This is a genomic window from Ferrimonas sediminum (assembly GCF_900100175.1).
GTDB classification, from domain to species: Bacteria; Pseudomonadota; Gammaproteobacteria; order Enterobacterales; family Shewanellaceae; genus Ferrimonas; species Ferrimonas sediminum.
Map to the genome: position 1 here is coordinate 96,594 of NZ_FNEM01000014.1, position 19,406 is coordinate 115,999.

The window sequence follows — 19,406 nt, forward strand, 5'->3', positions numbered from 1 at the left end:
ACAATGATCGGCTAGTGTCATAAAGACAGATGTTTGTCATATTGACATAGGTAAAGAGCCCATGAGTTTGCAGTTGGATGAGTTTGCCGAACTGGCGTTGGATCTAACCTCCGGCATCTCCGATGCGGATCGGTTTCAGCGTCTGCTGACCACCATTCGGGATCTGGTGGCCTGCGATGCGGCGGCGCTGCTGAAGCTCAGCGGCCACCATTTTGAGCCATTGGCCACCAATGGCATGGAGGCCGAAGTGCTGGGCCGCCGTTTTGTCATCGCCGATCATCCGAGGCTCGAGGCCATCGCCAGAGCCGGTGATGTGGTGCGGTTTCCCGCCGACAGCCAGTTGCCGGATCCCTACGACGGCCTGATTGCCAACCACCCCAGCGATCTGAAAGTGCACGCCTGCATCGGCTTGCCGCTGCTGGTGAACCAGCGGTTGATCGGCGCGGTCACCATTGACGGTTTTAACCCCAATCAGTTTGATGGCTTCAGTGACCGAGAGCTGAGGGCGGTGACGGCGTTGGCCGCCGCCAGCCTGAATAATGCGCTGTTGGTGGAGGAGCTGGAACTGCTGTCCGCTGGCGGCGGCGAGCGGGTGGGGCGCCCCCAGTCGGCACAGCCGGGTGAGATCATCGGCCAGTCGGCAGCGATGCTGGATCTGAAGCGGGAGATTGGCATTGTCTCGTCCACGGATCTGACCGCCCTGGTGACCGGAGAGACCGGGGTGGGGAAGGAGCTGGTGGCGGAAGCGATTCACGCCCAGTCGCCCCGGGCGGCTCGACCCCTGGTGTACCTCAACTGCGCCGCGCTGCCGGAGTCGGTGGCCGAAAGCGAGCTGTTTGGCCATGTGAAAGGGGCCTTTACCGGTGCCATCAGTCACCGCCAGGGTAAGTTTGAGATGGCCGATGGCGGCACCCTGTTTTTGGATGAGATCGGCGAGTTGCCGTTGTCGTTGCAGGCCAAGCTGCTGCGGGTGCTGCAGTACGGCGATCTGCAGCGGGTCGGCAGTGATCAGCCGGTTCAGGTGGATGTGCGCATTATTGCCGCCACCAACCGGGATCTGAAGCAGGAGGTCAGCGAGGGCCGATTTCGTGCCGATCTGTACCATCGCCTCAGCGTGTTTCCGCTGTGGGTGCCGCCGCTGCGCAGCCGGGGCCAGGATGTGGCGTTGCTGTGCGGTTTTTTCCTCGAGCGTAGCCGCAGCAAGCTGGGGTTGTCCGGCTTGAGCCTGACCGACGCAGCCCAACAGGCCGTGATGGCGTACGCCTGGCCCGGCAACGTGCGCGAGCTGGAGCATTGCCTGTTTCGGGCGGCGGTGGTGGCCCGTTCGGCTCAGAGTGGCGATCGCATCGCCATTGAGCCGGCTATGCTGAGGCTGGGGCAGACGCCGGCCAGCCCGCAGCCGGACATGGCGGATCAGGATGGCGCTGAGCCCGCGGCCTTGCGGGAAGCCACCGATCAGTTTCAGACCCGCTTGATTCGGCAGGCACTGGAAGCGGTCGACGGTAACTGGTCGGCGGCGGCCAGGCGGCTGCAGATGGACAGTGGCAACCTGCACCGGCTGGCGAGGAGGTTGGGTCTGAAGTAGCCCGATCATTTGGGGGGCCGGTCAGCTTCGGTCAAGGCAGGGTTGACTATACTCAGGCTCACATTCTGCGGCGGTGCCGGTTTGGCCGCCCAATCCCAAGACCTCGGGAGACTGACCATGCGCGCTCTGGTTGAGACCATCATGGCATCACTGTACCTGTTTGCCCCGGAGATCGACGGCGATGAACAGGATCTGTCCGACCTGGACTGAGACTCTGACAAAAATAAAAGCCAGCCCTCCGGGGCTGGCTTTTTTTGTCACCGCTTTCTGATCGCGGGGCGTTTGTAAGGGCGCTATTTCGGAACCAGATGGCTGATGACAAAATCGATAAACACCCGGGTTTTCGGGGCCAGTTGTTTGTTGGAGGCGTAATAGATCATAAACGGCGGCCGATCGGCACAGTAGTCTTTCAGAATCTGGATCAGTGAGCCGTCATTCAGATAAGGCTGGGCAATTTTGGCCGCCGCCAGGGTGATGCCGATGCCGTCTTTTGCCAGCTCCAGCCCCAGTTCCACATTGGTGGTTGAGACGTTGGATTTCACCTGATCCTTGCTGAACGCCTGACCATCGGGGCTGCAGAAGGTCCAGGGCACCAGTCGCTGGCTGGACGCCATGCGAAAGCGGATACAGTTGAAGCGATCCAGGTCGTCCGGGTGGTTGGGTATGCCGTAGCGGTGCAGAAAATCCGGTGAGGCCAGGGTAACCAACTTAACCGGTCCCAGGGTGCGGGCCACCAGGCGGCTGTCGGCCTGCAGGTGGTTGCCGATGGCCACATCGATCCCCTCTTTTACCATGTCCACCACCCGATCTTCGAAGCGCAGATCCAGCTCTATCTCCGGGTAACGGTCTAGAAACGGTCGAACCAGCGGCAGCACGTACTCACGGCCGTAGCTGTAGGGCAGGCTGACCCGCAACCGGCCGCTGGGCCGCTCGGTAAAGGATTGAGCCGTTGCCAGAATGTCGCTGAGTTCATTCACTACCGGTGCCACCTTTCGGGCAAAGGCACGGCCTTCGTCGGTGAGCGACAGGTCGTGGGTGGTGCGATGGAACAGCCGCACTCCCAGTGCCACCTCCAGAGATTTGATGCTCTTGCTGATGGCGGCTGGGCTGACGCCGAGCTTGCGGGCCGCATCGGAAAAGCTGTGGGTCTGGGCGGCGCTGATGAAGGCTGGCAGATAGCGACTCAGTTCGATGTTCATTGCTTTTAACTGTTGGTTTAAATTGTTTTGAGTTGGTTGATACTACAGGTTTTAACTGCAGAAGGTAAGATACGGCTACGGATTGCCAGTCAGTCCGAGCCGTAACTGCTTATCTGACCTGTCAGCTAAGGATTTAGGAAGGCGATTTCATCAACCCTTGTAGACTGGATGTCTGTACTTCATTCCCTGTGGCTGCCGTTGCAGCCATCGCCATGGGAGGCCTAAGCACCACGGAAGGTGCCTTTTTTTTGCCCATTTTCTGCTATTACCCCACTCCGGCGGTTCGCTTTGACGGCTGTAAAAAGCGCCCAATGTGGGTCGTAATGGCCTGTTTGAGCCAGGGGGGACCGCGGTCGGTCATGTCGTTGTGGCGGGCCTGGGCGAGGGTGGCTACTACAATGTCGTGGCTTGACGGCAACTCGTGCGCGGCTGGCAGTACGCCTTCATCGGCGGCAAAATCACCGGCCCGAATCGACAAAACGGCGATGTCTGGATCTCTGGGCAGGGGCACTCGGCGGTGATCCAAGGTGATCAGTTGCCGAACATAGTGGCCTTGATGGTTTGCCAGCCAGGTGGACAGATCGCCGCCGTTAGAGTGGCCAACCAACAGCAGCCGATCGAAATCGAAACCCTGGTAGTTTGGTTTCAGGGACCGGCGCAGGAAATCCAGCGTGGCTGCACCCCGTATCCAGTTTTCTTGTCGCTGCTGGTAGAGGTTACCGGTGACCGCCAGCGGCGGATCCGACGCCAGTTCGTGGCCGACCGTGATCACCAGGTAGTTCATCTTGACCAGAGGCTGCACCAGGAATTGATAGTCCTGATGAGAGACGCCATAACCGGCGCTGACCAGGGCCACCGAACAGGGAGAGTGCACCTGGCACTGTGGCGGTTTGCCCGGAAGGTGCACCTCAATGGGGATGGGGCGGCCCCGCTCCGGATCGATGATGACCGAAGGTTGGGCGACGGCCACTGCTGTCCACAGCAGTAACCACAGGGTGGTCAGCGGTAGTTTCATTCCGTTGAAGCTCCGTTTTTGCCGAATTCGGGTGTGAGGCTTACTCGCCCAGTGCAATTTCATGCAGGCTGGCGTCTTTGGCGTGGCTGGCCTGCCACCTCAGCAGCGGTGCCTTGAGCTGAGCCAGGGCGTCCGGATCGCGGTAGAAGATCAACAAACAGCCGGCCTGGCGGTAGTCGGTGTGGCCATCGTCGCCGGGACACTGGTACGCCAGCATGGCATACAACTCCTGGCTGGCATTGCTGATGTAGGCCGATTTTTCAAAGCAGGAGTGGGCCCGGCAGGCGCTGGCCAGATAGGTGTGTGTGTCCAGACTTTTCAGGGGGTGTGGCGGCCCGCCCAAACCAGCCAGAAACTGTTCATGGGTTGGCGCTTTCCAGAAGTACTGCTGCTGGTGGTTGCCAAAAAACGTTTGAGTGTGCTGCCGAAAGTGGTTGTCCCACACCAGTTGGTTGCTGTTGTGGTAGCTGGACAGGTCAAACCGTTCCGCCAGGGCGATCGGGCTGATGCCCAGGCAGATCAGCAGCAGCCAAACGGATTTCGTCATTGCGTTGTCATCCTGATTGTCACCTTGGTTACGGTGTTGGTACTTGCAGCTCTTCGGGCAAGGCGCCGGTTTGAATCAGGCGTTCTTTATGGGATTTATGAAGCTGCTTAATTTGGTATTCCAGTTTCGAGGCTTGTGAGCGGTCGCCGACCTCGGTATGAAACGCCAGCGTCAGCGGTCCTTTGCCCCTAAGGGCTTTGGCGCCGGTGCCATTTTGGTGCTGACAAAAGCGCCGGGATACGTCGGTGGTAATGCCGGTATACAGGCTGCCACTGCGGGTTCGAACCAGATAAAGTGACCACAATGACATCAGAATGCCACCACAATGCCTTTGGTTTTCCACAGATGTGGACTGCGGAAGGCATATTGGTAAGGCGGGTGCATCAGTAGCAATATTGCGGCGAACATGCCGATAAATTCGGCGATATGCAGCAAGTCGAAATTTTCAAAGGTGTAGAACAACCCCATCAACAGCATAAAGGCGAAGCTGACGATCACCAGACCGGCATTCAGTCGCGCCATCCACAGTGCGCCGATCGGTACCTGATAGGCGAAGCCGAAACAGGGGTAGATCAACAGGGTGCTGATGGACAGCAAACACCAATGGGCGAAGCTGGTCTTCGGCGTGAGTAGCAGTGCCATCAGGGACATCACCGCCACCAGCAGGATCCCCCAAAACAGCAGTTGCCAGCGTGACATATTGAGGACTTCCTTTGTTGCATGAACCATGGTTTCAGAGACCGGCGCTGCGTCTGATTAGTTACAGGATAATAGCTTACGAAGACGCTGTAAATCATTGCTGCCGCTGACCTAATCCGGTTCCTCTGCCGCCAGGGTTTGCAGGTCGGCCAGCAACAGCCTGGTGTGCAGATAGCTGGTGGAGTAGATATTGCGGATCCGGTTTTGCCGGTCGATAAGGTACACCCGCAGCAGGTGTGACAGCATGCCGGTGGCCTGGCCCTGGGGGCCGACAACCGGCGTCACCCACTGGTTGTAGTTGTCCAGAATCGGCTGCAACTGCTGATGGCCTTCGGTGGTCAAAAAATCCCACTGGCCTAGCGGTGAACGGAAATGGCGGCCGTAGGCGGCCAGGATGTGGGGCGGATCGTTGTCGGGGTCAAAGCTCAGGCTGACCAACTTTACCCGTTTACTCAGGTTCTGGTGCTGGGTGATCTGCTTCTGCAGCTGTGCTAGTACATAGCTGGCCAGCGGGCAGCCGTTAGGATCGGGGCAGTGGGTATAGATAAAACTCAGCACCACCAGTTTGTCATCAAACACCTGGTGCAGGCGAGTGCGTTGACCGGTATCCAGCAGCACCTCACCATCGGGTGCAGTGCCGATGACGGGCAGGGCGTAGCTGCCCGGTTTCGGGGCAGGAAAGGCCAGTGGGTGGTATCCGGGAGCGGTTTTTGCGTCGCTGCGATGATCCCGGTGAGGATCCTGGCTGGCGAACAGGCTGGCGGACAGAGCCAGGGCGGCTAGCAGCAGTACTCTCAGGCTGAGTGTGGAGAGGGTCATGGGCTTACCTCAACAGTAATGGCTGCCGGTTGTGGGCGAACCCCGTACAGGGCGTACGCTGACAGTCGCATCTGATGCGGGCTGCCGAGCTTCTGTTGGTGGAAATCGATGCTGAACTGGGGCTCCAGTGCCTTGCCGTTCCAGTGATACGCCTTGAAATATTGCAGGTCTTCACCGCTGGCGGACTCGGTTTTGTCCCAGTTGGCCAGCAGCGACGAGGTATAGTACAGCCGCTTGCCGTCCCAGCTTTGCGACACCATGTTGACCTGCTCGCCAATCTTGAGTTGATACACCTGCTTGGGCGCATTCGGATTACGGATGTCAAACAGGCGGGTGGTGCCGTCGTTCCAGGTATTGACCCACAGCTGGTCGTCGCCGCTGGAGATGGAGATGTCCACCGGCAGTGGCATGGCGGCGGCATCGCCGATGTCGGCGACGGCGGTGGCGTGCCAGCGGCGTTTGGCATCCATGGCGACCAGCCACAATTTCGAAGTCAGGGCGGTGGTGGTAAAGCAGTAGTTATGGGACGGGTCCCAGGCACAGCGAATCTCCAGTGGCGCACCCGGTACCTCCAGCACCTGCTGGGGCTGGCGGGTGTGAAGGTTCCAGACCACCATGGTGTTGCCGAATTTGGCCAACCGCTCCGGACTGGATACCACCTCGGACAGGGGGGCCATGTAGTTGTCGTGGCCGGTGAAGGAGCTGGAGACCATCACATTGAGCCGAGGCAGGGCCCGCACGTCGTAGCCATAGCCATCGGCGCCGCTGAACAGTGAGTCTGGCGGAGCCTGGTCGGGAATCCAGTGGGTGGCGATGTAGTCACCGCTGTTGCTGTACTCCACCAGCGCGGTGCGCCCGCCTTTGTCTTTGTTATTGGACAGGCCGCTGAGCAGCATGCGCCCGGGCAGGGCATAGTGAGTATGGGGACCGATCACACCGCCGGAAGCGCTGACAAAATCGTCGATCACCTTATGCAATCTCGGCCTGGCCGGGTTGCTGTAGATGTCAAAGACAAAAATCTTGGAGCTATCGAGGCCACCGGCCCACAGGAAGCGGCGGTCGTCGGTAAAGCCGCTGTGGTGCGCTTCATGGCGGCCACCCACGGACAGGGAGTGGATGACGGTGCCGTATTGGCGCGAGGCCGGATTGACATCCACGGTGACCAGTTTGTCCTGGCCGTCGCCCACGCCGTCGACGCCCAGCGTCCAGACATACACCAGATCTTCCTGACCGGTGATCTTGGCCATGTAGGGGGACATGCAGGTCTCGTCGGCCTGTGAGGGGCCGATGAACAGCAGCGTGGCACAGGCAAGCAGCAGGGGCAGACGCATAACACACTCCACAGTGGCAAGTGCCACAGTCAGAATCGAACCTATTAAGTGTAGACAGGGTTGGCACCGGGTCGAATGGCCCGGACTGGGCGAGGCCGGGGCAACTGGGGTACACTGGCCAGCATTGAACCCACTGTTTGCCCATCCCCATGTCACTGCCCATCGATATTTTGCACCACCAATTTGTCTCTCTGCTCGAACACCACCACCTGGTGGTGGAGTCGCAAACCGGCTCGGGTAAATCCACCCGGCTGCCCCTGTGGGCGGCAGAACGGGGTCGGGTATTGGTGGTGGAGCCGCGGCGGGTGGCTTGCGTGGCGTTGTCTCAGTTCCTTAATCAGCAGTCGCCACTGGCCATCGGCCACGCCATCCGCTTTGAGTCCACAGTCGATGAGAAGACCCAGGTGGCCTTCGTAACCCCGGGGGTGGCCCTGAGGTGGCTCAGCGAAACCGGGCTGGCGGGGTTTGATACGGTGATCATCGACGAGTTTCACGAGCGTCGCTGGGACACCGATCTGCTGCTGGCGCTGCTGAAAAAGCGCGCCGCACATCGGTTGGTGCTGACGTCGGCCACCATCGATGGTGCCCGGCTCAGCGAGTACCTGCAGGGCGATAGATTGCAGGCACAGGGTCGGCAGTTTGAGGTTTCCATCCAGTATCGGGCCCGGGACGGCCAGCAGTTGGCGGACGACCGCAACCTGTCTCAGCGAGTGAAGGAGGCGGCGATGGCGGGGCTGGCGCAGACCTCCGGCGACGTGCTGGTGTTTTTGCCGGGCAAGCGCGAGATTCAGCAGTGTCAGTCGGCCCTGGGCGAGTTGGAGGCGCAGTTGGTGCCGCTGCACGGTTCGGCCAGCAATGACGCCCAGCGGGCGGCGCTGCAGCAGGGACCTCGGCGGCGAATTATTCTGGCGACCAATGTGGCGGAAACCTCGCTGACTATTCCCGGGGTCACCTGCGTGGTGGACTCGGGGCTGGAGCGGCGGACGCACCAGCGCAACGGCCGGACGGTGCTGGGGCTGCACCGCATCTCCAAGGCCAGTGCGGCGCAGCGGGCCGGCCGGGCCGGACGGGTGCAAGCCGGCGTCTGTTATCGGCTGTGGGGCCAGCATGCACCTCTGGAGGGGCTGACCCCGCCGGAGTTGCAGCGCGAGGAGTTGGTAGAGCCGATGCTGGCGGCGGCCTGTTCCGGTGAGGTGATGGCATCGCTGCAGTTTGTGGATGGCCTGCCGGCCAAGTCCCTGACTCTGGCCCGGGACAAACTGCTGCAGATGCAGGCCATCGATGAACGGGGGCGGGTGACGGAACATGGCCGGCGCCTGTATCCCCTGCCTATCGACACCCAGTTTGCCCACCTGATCACCGCCATGGAGGACAAGGGCTGCCGTGAAGCCATGGTCGATCTGGCGGCGGCGTTGAGCATCGGTGCGCGGCTGTGGCAGCCACCGACCTCGGAAGCAGGGCTAAAGGCATTGAAAGAGTGGCAGCCGCTGGCGTGTGACGCCCTGACTCTGGTGCAACTGTTACGCCGGCCGTTGCCGGAACCGCTCAGCTGTGATGCCCAGCTATTGGGCGAGGCACGGCTACTGGCCAACCAGATTCGTCAGGCTTTAAGCCTGCCGCAGCTGTCTGCGGCCACTCCTATAGACCGGGCCAGCTGGTTGGCGGCGGTGATTCGCGCCCAACCGGATCTGGTGTTTGTGCGGCGGCAGAAACGACGTCAGGCGCTGGGCAACGGCTTTGCCGAGGTTCAACAGGGGCGGGACAGCCGCTTCGATGACGCAGAGGAGGCGGCGGTGGTGTTTGACCAGTTTTCCCTGCCCGGGCGGGGCACCCGGCAGACGCTGAACCTGGCCACCTGCATGGCGCCGGTGCCCCTGAAATCTCTGGTGGCTGCCGGCCTCGGCGAGTTGCAGGCGCCGGTATTGCAGGAGGATGGCGTCACCCTGATGGCGTCGGTGATCTACGCCGGCCGCATCCTGGGGGAGACCGAGTGCACCGACAGCGCCGCCCTGACGCTGGATCTGCTGGTGGAACAGATTCTCGGTGGTAAGCATTTCGCCGACGACGGGTCGCGGCTGCGCCGGGATCTGTGGGCCTGGGAGCTGTGGGTGGCGCTTGGCCAGGGAGAAGGCGAGGTGCCGGCATCGGCGGCAGACTGGTTGCGGCAGCGGTTACAGTCTCTGGGCGTGGAAACCGTGGAGGATCTTGACCTTATCGATGAGGAGGAGCTTGTCTTTGAGGGGGTACCCGAGTGGCAGCGACAGGAGTTTGACGAGCGTTTTCCGTCGCGGCTAACCCTGGCGGAGCTGAAACTGACGGTGGAGTACGACTGTTCTCGTAAGCGGGTGACCGTGGTTTATCATCAAGGCAGTCGCAAAGCCGGACCTAAGCGTTGGGAGCTACCCCGATGGCAGGGGTGGCGGGTTTTTTATCGCAAAGCCAGCCGAACAGTTGCAGTTTTGTAAAATCATCAAAAATCGCGGCCGAATTTGAGAGTGACCAAGATCCAGATTGCAGGCCGCTTTCGAAAAAAAGTTTCAAACATCCCTCTTACTTTCTCCAAAAGTTTGATCCAAAATAAGTTTTTGGGGGAATACCCCCAAAGGGGTATGCCTGTCTTTTGGGCAGTTAACTATCATGCAACTCGAGAGATAAAAAAAAGCCTCGGAGAGGATGAGATGAAACCTATGAATAAACTTGCTTTGGCTGTAACCATCGCTGCACTGAGCGGTTCTGCATTTGCTAAGAACAGCCCAGAAGACGCTAACAACCTGACCTGGAAAGAGAAGTATCCTGAGCAGTATGCTTCTTGGGCGAGCACTGAAGAGTCCAACGCTCTGGATGATATCCTGGCTGAAGACCCAATGGTTGTTCTGATGTTTGGCGGCTACGGCTTCGCCAAAGACTACAACAAGCCTCGTGGTCACCAGTTCGCCGTTATCGATAACATTCGCAGCCTGCGTACCGGCGGCCCAATGACCGACTCTGAAGGTCCTATGGCTGCTTCCTGCTGGGGCTGTAAGACGCCTGACCTGAAGCGTATGTACGATCAGGTTGGCGAAGGCAACTTTTCTGAGAAGAAGTGGGGTGCCTGGGGCCACGAGATGGCTAACTCCATCGGTTGTGCCGACTGTCACGATGCCGAAACCGGCAAGCCAACTCCGGCTCGTCCTTTTGCCATGCGCGCTTTCGCCGCTTCTGGCCAGAAGTTCGAAGAGCAGGAGCCTAATATCCAGGCTGCCATGACCTGTGGCCAGTGCCACGTTGAATACTACTTCGACGGTACCGACCACAAGAACGTGAAGTTCCCATGGAACGGCGGCATGGGCGCCGACGACATCCTGGCTTACTACGATGCCCTGGGCTTCAAAGACTGGACTCACAAGATCTCCAAAGCGCCTATGCTGAAAGCCCAGCACCCTGAGTGGGAAACCTGGAAGCCTTCCGTACACGCTGAAATGGACGTGACCTGTATCGATTGTCACATGCCTAAGACCACCAACGCTGCTGGTAAAGAGTTCTCCAAGCACAACGTAGCCAACGCCATCGACAACTTCGAACAGACCTGTTCTAACTGTCACGACACCAAGGCTGAGCTGGTTGACGCTCTGGCATCTGCCAAGAAAGAGATTCACGAAGCTCAGATCGCCGCTGAAAAAGTTATCGTGAAAGCGCACTTTGACGCTGGCGCAGCTTGGGAAGCGGGTGCTACCGAAGCTGAAATGAAGGGCGCTCTGAAGCTCATCCGTCACGCTCAGTGGCGTTGGGACTACGCGATTGCTTCTCACGGTATCTACGCCCACAACCCTGAACTGGGTCTGGAGCAACTGGCCAAGGCCAAAGAGACCGGTGCCGAAGCACGTGCTGCTCTGAAGACCATTCTGGCGAAGCACGGCGTTAACAAGGTGACCTACCCTGACTACTCCACCAAGGCCAAGGCGCAAGCCATCGTAGGTCTGGACAAGTCTAAGATGGACGCTCAGAAGAAGAAATTCCTGGAACAACGCGTCCAGAAAGAGTGGCCTACAAAGGTAGAGTTTTAATCTCTCATTCTCACACGCACGAGAATAAAACCCGACCTTAAGAACGCCCCCGCAAGGGGGCGTTTTTTTATGCCTGAAAATCGGTCACTGCGGTTTATAGACCACCTTGGCTTTGGGGTAGATCGCTGAGACTTCTCGGTACCGGCGGCCCCTCCAGACTGCTCTGCGGAGGCCTGCCGGCATCAGTCAGGGGCATGACATCGACAGAGCGCGTCACCCGGACGGTCACGGGAACCGGTTGGAAGCCGGTGGCCGGGTAAATTGCCGTCGCCTAAGCCGGTTAGCCTGTTTCGGTGTTGACGCGGGCTTGTTCGGTCTGCCGTCGCTGCTTGACGTAGGCTTTGACCTTGTCGCGATAGCGCTTTTCTATCTGCTCGTAGGTCAGGTAGGAGCCCGCCAGGGTCAGTAGCACAATCAGGGTGTTGAGTAGCAACGAGGCGGGGCCGGAGAACACGACATTGGCTGGCGTGAGGGCGGAAATGACGTTGTTGAACACCAGGATGATCAGGTAGTGCAACATGTAGATGGAGTAGGACCACTGGCCTATCAGCCTGAGCGGCTGGCTGTTCAGCAGCCGTCCTACCCCCCCGTTGGCCGGGTTGGCATACACCAGAATCGACAGGGTAAAGATTCCGATTGCGGCCAGGCTCAGGTAGAAGTGCGCCTCGGCGACGGTAACGATGGCCACGGTGGCGATGGCCAGCAGCCACTCCAGTTTGCCGATATGGTGGCTGATCCAGCGGTGGGTGGCTTCAAAGGCGTTGAGGCGGAATACCCACACCCCCAGGTAGAAGGCCCCCAGACAGCGTATGACCCCATAGTCGTAGGTGATGTCGAGATTTGGCCGCCCCAATGACAGGATAAACCCATAACAGATCAGGCTGATAAGAGGGGGCACCCACAACCCTTTGTGACGATCGACGGTGATCAGAAAGCCGTAGAACGCCATGTAGGCGAAAAACTCGGCACCAATACTCCAACTGGGGGTATTCCAGCTCAGGGCGTCGTTGGCCCCGGCGGCCTGCAGCAGCAGCAGGTTGGTGAAGATGGTGTACAGCTCGTCGCCCTGATACAGGTTGGTGTTGCCATAGCCGAGCATAAACAGGGTCTGCTTCAGCAGAAAATAGCCGATGCATGCGGCCAGCATAAACAGGTGCAGCGGGTAGATGCGCCCCAAGCGCAGCTGAATGTAGGGCTTAAACGTGAGGGTGCGGCCAATCTTTTCGCTGTAGGAAAAGGCCATGACGAAGCCGGACAGAACGAAGAAGAAGTCCACAAACAGGTAGCTGTTACTCACAAACTGAAGGGGTTCGGCGCCGAAGTGATAGGGGGAGTGGAACAGCACCACCAGACAGGCGGCAACGCCTCGCAATGACTCCAGTTTGTAGTACATGGTTGGCGTATCCTTAGCATCAATACGTCAATGTGCCGCAAGGCTTCTCGGGCAGTCTGACGCAGGTTGTGTGATACCACTGACGCCTAAATGGGGCCAGAGAGGGAAACTGGCGTACTGAAAATTGGACATTCTTTTATGAAACCAAGGGGCTGAGTATAGCACAGCGATTCTACAGCCCGGCCTTTGCCGGCGTGGCTTCGGTCGTCGCCTGCGGCTGCAGCCAGCCTCGGGTTGGAGCGGTTTTGTGTTGCTGCTGCCATTGCAACTGGATGGCCCAGGCCAGAAACGGCCGCACCCAGGTCGGAGAGCCAAACTGCCTTAAGACATGCTGGCTGATGAGGGCGATGTCGGGGTCGTACTCCTGCAGTTCAAACCAGTCGTAACCGATGGCTACCTGATCCCAGCGGCTACTGAGTCCCTCTCCTTTGAGATTGTGGGCCATCAGGGCCGGTGGCATAAAGGTATGCCGGCTGAGCGTTTGGGCGGCGCAGGGCAGCAGGCGCGGATCTAAAGGGTAATCCAACTGCCTGGCAATCAATAGAAAGCCGATGTCCATGTGACCATGGTTAAGATCCTCCGCGCGCAGCGGTTTTGATGGGTTCAAGGCGTAATCCCATTCGCAGCTCCCGTCCGGGCGGTAGCGGATACCAGCCTGGAAAAACGCCAGAATCTGAGCGATTTTTTGTTGAAGTTTGGTATCGGGCCGCCACTTATTGAGGAGTGCCATGGCGCTGGCCTGGGTCAGCTGGTGGTTGTAGGGCAGGGGGTTGGCATACAGCCCCGGGTCTCCCAGGGCGCGGTTGTCGGGATTGACGTAATAGTAGGCGCCACCGATGGTCGTATTTTTGGTGGTACTGAAACTGCTGTCGTGGCTGTCGATGATAAGTCGGGCCTGATTGAGGTAGTCGTCGGCCCGAGATTGGTAGGGGAGTTCCGGGTTGGATTTGATGTGGTTTGCCAACTGGGTAATGGCATTGAGAATCTGGCCATCGCTAAGCACCTCTATGCGCCAGCCCTTATGGGGCCGCCGCCAACCCGGGGCCGGAGCTCCAGGTTGGTTAAGATAGCGCTTCGGTGCAGATGCATAAGGCTGGGCACTGAGGTCCAGCCGCTCCTGTTGCCAGCGCTGCAGATCGGTGTTGGCGAGCATGTGATCCGCCAACTCTACCGCGTAGTCCAGATAGCGGCGGTCGCCAAAAGTCTGGTTCATGGTGATGTAGGCGCGCAACCAGTAGAACCCTTGCCAGGCCAGCTTGGCTTCGTCGTTGCCATTGGTTTCCGCCAGTAGCGGCCGCGATGGGCCATAGCCCTGCTCGAAGGCGTCGTCCCATTGCTGCTGGTTGGTGATGTGAGCCAACGGTGCCGGCGGCATGGCCAGCCCCTGTTGCCATTGAACATTGCCGACCAGGCTGGCGGTTTTAGGGGCGGTACCGGCCGACTGCTTTAGTTGGCACAGGCGGTCGAAACTGTAGCTGCGGGAGGAGCGGGTGTCATGGATGTCGATGAGGGCCAGGGCCTGCAGGGTGGCGTAGCTGTATTGATCGCCGCGGCGCATCACCTGCTGCCAGTGGACCGTGTCGCCGAGTATTGCCGAATGGTGGAGGTGACGTTCAGAGACCCCGTCGGACACGGTCAGCAAGCCCGGTTCGACCCGAAGTTCGATGAAACGGATGGCATCAGGGGTTATCGGCATCGCCAGGTCTATTTGTTGGCCATGCCAGCGGCTGGCGAGTCCGTCTTGAGTCAGGGCCAGGTGACTGTCGCTGCCGGGATCGCTCAGCAAAAACAGTGGTGTAGCCAGTTGCACCTGTGAGACCCAGGCCACCAGAGTAAAGGCGCCCTTGGGCGACCAGGCGGGTAGCCTCAGGTAGGCGTCGTTGCCATCAAATCTGGCAGCCGTTGAGCCTGGGGCTGGTGGATTTGCCGCCTGGGGGCAGCATAACGCCGTGGCAGAGAGAAACAGCAGTAACGCCGGCAGCAACCGCTGCACGGCAACCCGCCAGCACCAAGGCCATGTTCGAGACCGCATCAACAGAACCCCACCTGGCATAAAAAGGGTAACGATGGGCAAGCGTAGTTAAGGCCGGCGTAAAGCTCAAATGACCGACGACATTATCGGGGCACCGGCAAGGAAGGCCCCGTTGTAATGGGCAGCGCCTTGTGGCTGTCAGCGCCGGTTTCGGCCTACCAGAAATGCCAGTTCGGCGGCGTTTTTTACCCCCATTTTTTTCAGCAAGTTATGCCGGTGGATCTCCACGGTGCGCTGGGCGATGAACAGTTTATCGCAGATCTCCTTGTTGGTTGTGCCCTCGACGACCAGCTGCATCAACTGGCTTTCTCGTTCGGTCAGTTGGGCCATTTTGGCTTCCCAGTCCCCAGCCTGGCTGTCTTCCTCTTGTCGCTCCTGCGAGGCCTTGAGGCCACGCTCAATCAGCGGCAGTAGCCGATCGCCGTCCACCGGTTTTTCCAGGAAGTCCAGTGCGCCGGCCTTCAGTGCGGTGACCGCCCTGGGGACATTGGCGTGGCCGGTGAGAATGATCACCGACAGCAGGCTGCCGCGCCGGTTGAGTTCCTGTTGCAGGGCGAGGCCATCCATACCGGGCATCTCAATGTCCAGGATTGCGACTCCGGTTTGATCCGGATCGACCGCGTCGAGAAACGCCGCAGCACTGTCGAAGCCGGTGGCACTCTTCCCCTTGGCTTCCAGCATCCACTGCAGGGATTCCCTGACGTCGTTGTCATCATCAACAAGAAAGATGGCGTTCATGGTGTACTCCTCAGGGGAAAATGGCAGATAAGCGCCAGACCGGGTTGTTGACGTTGGGCCTCGATGCGGCCGTTGTGTTCTTCGACAATGCGTTTGCAGATGGTCATGCCCAGTCCCAGCCCATCCGGTTTGTCACTCTCGAAGGGCAGAAACAGTCGGGCCAGCTTGGCGTCGCTGAGTCCGGGTCCCCGGTCGCGTACCGACAGGCACAGCTCGTCGCCGGAGTGGGTGAGGGCGATCTCCAGCCGCCGCTGCGCCTCCGGCAGACTCAGCATCGCCTCCATGCCGTTGCGCATCAGATTGACCAGCACCTGCTGCAGCAGGGTGGGGTCGCCGGTAATCACCCCCGCCGAAACCGGCTGCTTGAGCTCAATCTGGCAGCGGTTATGGCGGCAGTCCGGCGCCATCAGCGCCAGGGTTTCCGTCACCAGAGCGGAGAGTTCAACCGGCTCCTGGTGGCTGGAGCGGGCGCAGAACTCCCGCAGTTTGCGGATGATCTCCCGGGCACGGTCGGTCTGATCGGCGATGCGATCCAGCCCCTGATTGAGGGCGCCCTTGTCCAGGCTCTCTGACTCCAGCCGGTACTGGCAGCCCTGGGTCAGGTAGCGAATGCTGGCCAGTGGCTGGTTCAGTTCATGGGCGATGCCGGAAGCCATCTCGCCGGTCAGCAATACCCGCTGGGCTTTGTAAAACCCGCGCTGTTGTTGCTCCAGCTCCTCCTGGGTCTGGCGGTGGTCGGCCATCTCCTGCTGCAGTTGGGCTGTGCGCCGGGTCACCATGGCCCTGACCCTCAGGTGGTGGATGTACCCCAGCATCAGCAGGGCCATTAGCCCGAGCAGATAGGGCGTGACTTCGGGCCAGAGCTCGCGCCAGTCCGCATTGAAGGGCCACAGGCGGATCTCCTTGAGCAGGGCATACACATGGCTGTCATCCACCGGCACGGTCCAGCCCTCGTAGCGGCCAACGTTCGCCGCTGGACTGCCGGGTTCCAGATCGAGCAGCAGCCGGGCAACCTGCCGCGCCAGGCGGTTGCTGGTATGGCCCATTTTAGAGAGGGAAGAGTAGGGATAAAGCCGGGTGCTGCTGACGCAGGGTCCGGCGATGTCGAGGGGCAGGGCCACGCTCAGCTTGCCCTTCGGCAGTTGACCACTGCTCTCCATCCGTTCCAGCAGGCAGGTGGGCACAATGGCGGCATCGGCGTTGCCGCTAGCGACCTGGTGCAGCAGCTTGGACTGGGGGAAACCGACAAACTTCAGGAAGGGAAAATCACTCAGGGGGTGCAGCCCCTGTTGATCCAGCTCCCGCCAGAAGGCGATAAAGCCGCCAAACGCCTGCTGACTGACCGAGACCAGACGCTGCGAGCGCAGTGACTGCAGGTTGTCCACCTGATGGCCCTGGCGGGTGACAATCGCCGACCCGACCGCAAAGGCGGGGTCTCGTCCGCCCAGAGGCTTCAGGCTCAGCAACTGGCTGGAGCCATAACCCTGTTTGAGCTGCAGGGATTTGACGGCGTTGCCAATAAAGAAATCAAAGGACTGGTGCTGCACCAGCCGATCCACCTGGTGGGGCCGCAGCGCCAGCAGAACCAGCTTGTGCTCATCCAGATGGGCATTGAGGTAGTCCACCGTCGGTTGCCAGCGTTGGCGCACTTTATCCGGTGCGTCAAACGCCAATACTGCCATGCGCACCGGCTCGCGGCTCATGGCCTGGGGTGCAGCCAGTAACAGGGCAAAACAAACAAGGGTTATCAATCGGGTAGTCACGGTGTCTCGCAGCAGGTTGTCGACAGGCACAGTGTAGTTGCAGCAAGCGGGAGTGAGTGTGAGTTGGCTCACCTTAAGGGCCGGCATACGGAAAACCACTATATCGACTCCGGGGGCGCTTTGGTGAACTGTTATCAGGCAAAGGGCGCTGGCTCCAGCTGTGATTGCAGGGGAAGCGACCGGACCGGTAAGGGACGCCGGCAAGCCGTTTTAAGCACAGTCAATTTGCAAACAGATAACTAAATGACCTAAGCCCGGGCCCGGTGGCCCGCAGAGGATGAGTGATGAAACTAGCACCAGTTACACTAGGATTGCTGGCCGGTCTGGCCAGTGTAGGCGTTCAGGCGAGCGAACTGCAGTTCTACGGCCGTATCGACTACTCGGTCACCAACAGTGACTCCGGCTCCGCGACGCACGATGGTAAGTCCGGCACCATTTTGGAGAACAACTTTACCCGTGTGGGGATTCGCGGCGAGGTGCCCATCAATGATGCCCTGGCGTTCTTCTACCGTGCCGAAGTCGGCCTTAATGGTGATGACCAGGACGGCAAGACCGTTTCCTCCCGCCCCACCTATGCGGGCTTGAAGCACGACACCTTCGGTTCCGTGGCGTTTGGTCGCATCGACCCGGTATTCAAGATGTCCAAGGGCTTTGCCGATGCCTTTGACAACTACAGCCTTAAGCATGACCGCCTGTTTGCCGGAGACAAGCGTCATGGCGACTCTCTGGAGTACCGCACCGCCAAGTTCAGCGGCTTACAGCTTGGCGTGAGCTACCTGTTCGAGGATGACTACTACAGTGAGGACGATCCCCGTAAGGACAATGGTAACTACCAGTTGGCGCTGACTTACGGTGACAAGCAGTTCCGCCACAGCAACCTCTACCTGGCCGCCGCCTACAGCGATGGCATTGAGGATGTTGAAGCCGCCCGTATCGTGGCTCACTACAAGCTGAACGACTGGTCCTTCGGCACCATCATGCAGCAGTCGGAGCTGGTGAACCCTAATGCTGCCGGTTACGGGGAGCGCGATGGTTTCGGCTTTATCGTCAGCACCACCTACCAGATGGGCGGCTGGAAACTGAAAGCCCAGTACGGTGAAGATGACTCCGGCACCGGTAAAATCGCCGGCCGGGTGTACGGCAAACTGGGTGATCAGGTTGGCGACGTACCGACCGTCAGCCAGTGGGCCCTGGGCGCCGAGTACCGTTTCACCAAGCAGCTGAGATTCCACACTGAGTTGGGTCAGTTCACCGTAGACGAATACAGTGAGTTCGACGACACCATCACCAGCGTCGGCCTGCGTTACGACTTCTAAGCCTGTAAAGCGTCACCCCTGAAGGCCCCTGCCGACTCCTGCGGCGGGGGCCTTTTTATTGTTTGCCAATGCCTACCCATCATCGGTCGGTCATGTGAACGGATTCATGACCTACACTCCAACCTACTCATGCAGGGCCATCGCTTGTAAGATGAAATCTGATACTTAGCCACGTTGAGGGAGACGTTATGTCAGGCTGCTGTTCGTCACCGCGCCAAGAAACTCATTATCCGAAAAAGCATGTTTGTCCAAAGAATGGACAAGCATACGGTCAGGTATCAGCAACCACCATAAAGCACCATATCAAGGCGCCATGGGAGTGGGAGGCTAAGGATCAGGGCTACTATTTCTGCTCTGATCCTGCCTGTGATGTGGTGTATTTCGGCCAGGACAATTCAGTCATCGAAACATCAGCGGTTCGCACGAAAGTGGGCGTTAAAGAACCATCAGGAGATGCCCTGATTTGCTATTGCTATGGCGTGACCAGAGAAGAGGCTGAGAATAACCCTCTGGTTCGGGGCTTTGTGTTAGAAGAAACGAAACAGAAGCACTGTTCCTGTACGACCAAGAATCCTGCCGGCAGTTGCTGTTTGGCGAGTTTCCCTAAGCGTTAAGGGGTGGTAGAGCATTTTTTGTCTCTTTACCGCGTAACCGTTGGCAGCGATATGCTGATCGGGTCGCTGAACTGCTGCGCGCGGAGATCCCCCTGTTCTGCCTTCGCTGTCAGGAACTGGCCAGTCTCCTGGGCTAATGGTTTAAACCAGTTGAAGTCGCCAAGATGGAGTCTTCGGTTCCGGTTTTTCAGGGAAAAGAGCACTGGGAAGTGTGGCGGGGCGTTGTTGAACAAATCCTGGGGAACCATCTGACAGTTCGTTGATCTGATCCCGAGACCATCAATCCGGGAGTAATGTCATGAGCAAGTCGAA

16 protein-coding genes are annotated in these 19,406 nt (G+C 59.2%); 5 read left to right on the forward strand and 11 right to left on the reverse strand.

Annotation, left to right across the window (positions count from 1 at the left end):
* The first annotated feature begins 61 nt into the window (after positions 1–61).
* Positions 62–1,585 carry a nitric oxide reductase transcriptional regulator NorR gene (gene norR, locus BLT77_RS14935; protein ID WP_090366836.1) on the forward strand — a complete coding sequence of 508 codons (1,524 nt, stop codon included), beginning with the start codon at positions 62–64 and terminating at the stop codon, positions 1,583–1,585.
* A gap of 293 nt (positions 1,586–1,878) precedes the next feature.
* On the opposite strand, the gene BLT77_RS14940 is transcribed toward norR, so the two are convergent.
* From BLT77_RS14940 to mtoX, 7 genes are all read right to left on the reverse strand, one after another.
* A complete protein-coding gene (locus tag BLT77_RS14940; RefSeq protein ID WP_090366837.1) occupies positions 1,879–2,784 on the reverse strand; it encodes a LysR family transcriptional regulator in 906 nt (301 codons plus the stop codon).
* Between the two features lie 265 nt (positions 2,785–3,049).
* On the reverse strand, positions 3,050–3,799 hold the full coding sequence (locus BLT77_RS14945) for an alpha/beta hydrolase (RefSeq protein WP_090366839.1): 750 nt from the start codon (positions 3,797–3,799) through the stop codon (positions 3,050–3,052).
* Between the two features lie 40 nt (positions 3,800–3,839).
* On the reverse strand, positions 3,840–4,346 hold the full coding sequence (locus BLT77_RS14950) for a hypothetical protein (RefSeq protein WP_090366841.1): 507 nt from the start codon (positions 4,344–4,346) through the stop codon (positions 3,840–3,842).
* A 28-nt stretch (positions 4,347–4,374) separates the two neighbouring features.
* Positions 4,375–4,656, reverse strand: a complete 282-nt coding sequence (locus BLT77_RS14955) for a GIY-YIG nuclease family protein (protein WP_176819330.1) — start codon at positions 4,654–4,656, stop codon at positions 4,375–4,377.
* Positions 4,656–5,045, reverse strand: a complete 390-nt coding sequence (locus tag BLT77_RS14960) for a hypothetical protein (protein ID WP_090366843.1) — start codon at positions 5,043–5,045, stop codon at positions 4,656–4,658. The genes BLT77_RS14955 and BLT77_RS14960 overlap by 1 nt, the downstream gene beginning before the upstream one ends.
* A gap of 111 nt (positions 5,046–5,156) precedes the next feature.
* Positions 5,157–5,864, reverse strand: coding sequence for an SCO family protein (locus BLT77_RS14965; RefSeq protein WP_090366845.1), 708 nt, complete (start codon positions 5,862–5,864; stop codon positions 5,157–5,159).
* Positions 5,861–7,195, reverse strand: coding sequence for a methanethiol oxidase (gene mtoX / locus BLT77_RS14970; RefSeq protein WP_090366847.1), 1,335 nt, complete (start codon positions 7,193–7,195; stop codon positions 5,861–5,863). Before mtoX ends, BLT77_RS14965 begins: the two co-directional genes overlap by 4 nt.
* 137 nt (positions 7,196–7,332) lie before the next feature.
* Here mtoX and BLT77_RS14975 point away from each other — a divergent pair, with 137 nt between their 5' ends.
* Together BLT77_RS14975 and BLT77_RS14980 are read left to right on the forward strand one after the other, a co-directional pair.
* Entirely contained in the window at positions 7,333–9,660 is a 2,328-nt protein-coding gene (locus BLT77_RS14975; RefSeq protein ID WP_245709967.1) for a helicase-related protein, read from the forward strand.
* Positions 9,661–9,882: 222 nt separating this feature from the next.
* Complete coding sequence (locus tag BLT77_RS14980; protein WP_245709968.1) at positions 9,883–11,238, forward strand: ammonia-forming cytochrome c nitrite reductase subunit c552; 1,356 nt, start codon at positions 9,883–9,885, stop codon at positions 11,236–11,238.
* A gap of 280 nt (positions 11,239–11,518) precedes the next feature.
* On the opposite strand, the gene BLT77_RS14985 is transcribed toward BLT77_RS14980, so the two are convergent.
* The 4 genes from BLT77_RS14985 to BLT77_RS15000 all read right to left on the reverse strand — a co-directional run bounded on the left by BLT77_RS14985 (position 11,519) and on the right by BLT77_RS15000 (position 17,152).
* Entirely contained in the window at positions 11,519–12,631 is a 1,113-nt protein-coding gene (locus tag BLT77_RS14985; RefSeq protein WP_090366853.1) for an acyltransferase family protein, read from the reverse strand.
* A 172-nt stretch (positions 12,632–12,803) separates the two neighbouring features.
* The gene (locus BLT77_RS14990) at positions 12,804–14,663 is read right to left on the reverse strand and encodes a hypothetical protein (RefSeq protein ID WP_143026646.1); all 1,860 of its coding nucleotides are present in this window, start codon (positions 14,661–14,663) and stop codon (positions 12,804–12,806) included.
* A 138-nt stretch (positions 14,664–14,801) separates the two neighbouring features.
* Positions 14,802–15,401, reverse strand: coding sequence for a response regulator transcription factor (locus tag BLT77_RS14995; RefSeq protein WP_090366857.1), 600 nt, complete (start codon positions 15,399–15,401; stop codon positions 14,802–14,804).
* Positions 15,398–17,152 (reverse strand): sensor histidine kinase, encoded by a 1,755-nt coding sequence (locus BLT77_RS15000; RefSeq protein WP_176819331.1) that lies wholly within the window; start codon positions 17,150–17,152, stop codon positions 15,398–15,400. The genes BLT77_RS14995 and BLT77_RS15000 overlap by 4 nt, the downstream gene beginning before the upstream one ends.
* Before the next feature lie 296 nt (positions 17,153–17,448).
* On the opposite strand from BLT77_RS15000, the gene BLT77_RS15005 reads away from it, so the two are divergent.
* Together BLT77_RS15005 and BLT77_RS20080 are read left to right on the forward strand one after the other, a co-directional pair.
* The gene (locus BLT77_RS15005) at positions 17,449–18,480 is read left to right on the forward strand and encodes a porin (protein WP_090366861.1); all 1,032 of its coding nucleotides are present in this window, start codon (positions 17,449–17,451) and stop codon (positions 18,478–18,480) included.
* A gap of 188 nt (positions 18,481–18,668) precedes the next feature.
* Positions 18,669–19,094 (forward strand): putative iron-sulfur cluster-binding metallochaperone, encoded by a 426-nt coding sequence (locus tag BLT77_RS20080; RefSeq protein ID WP_143026648.1) that lies wholly within the window; start codon positions 18,669–18,671, stop codon positions 19,092–19,094.
* Positions 19,095–19,406 lie beyond the last annotated feature (312 nt).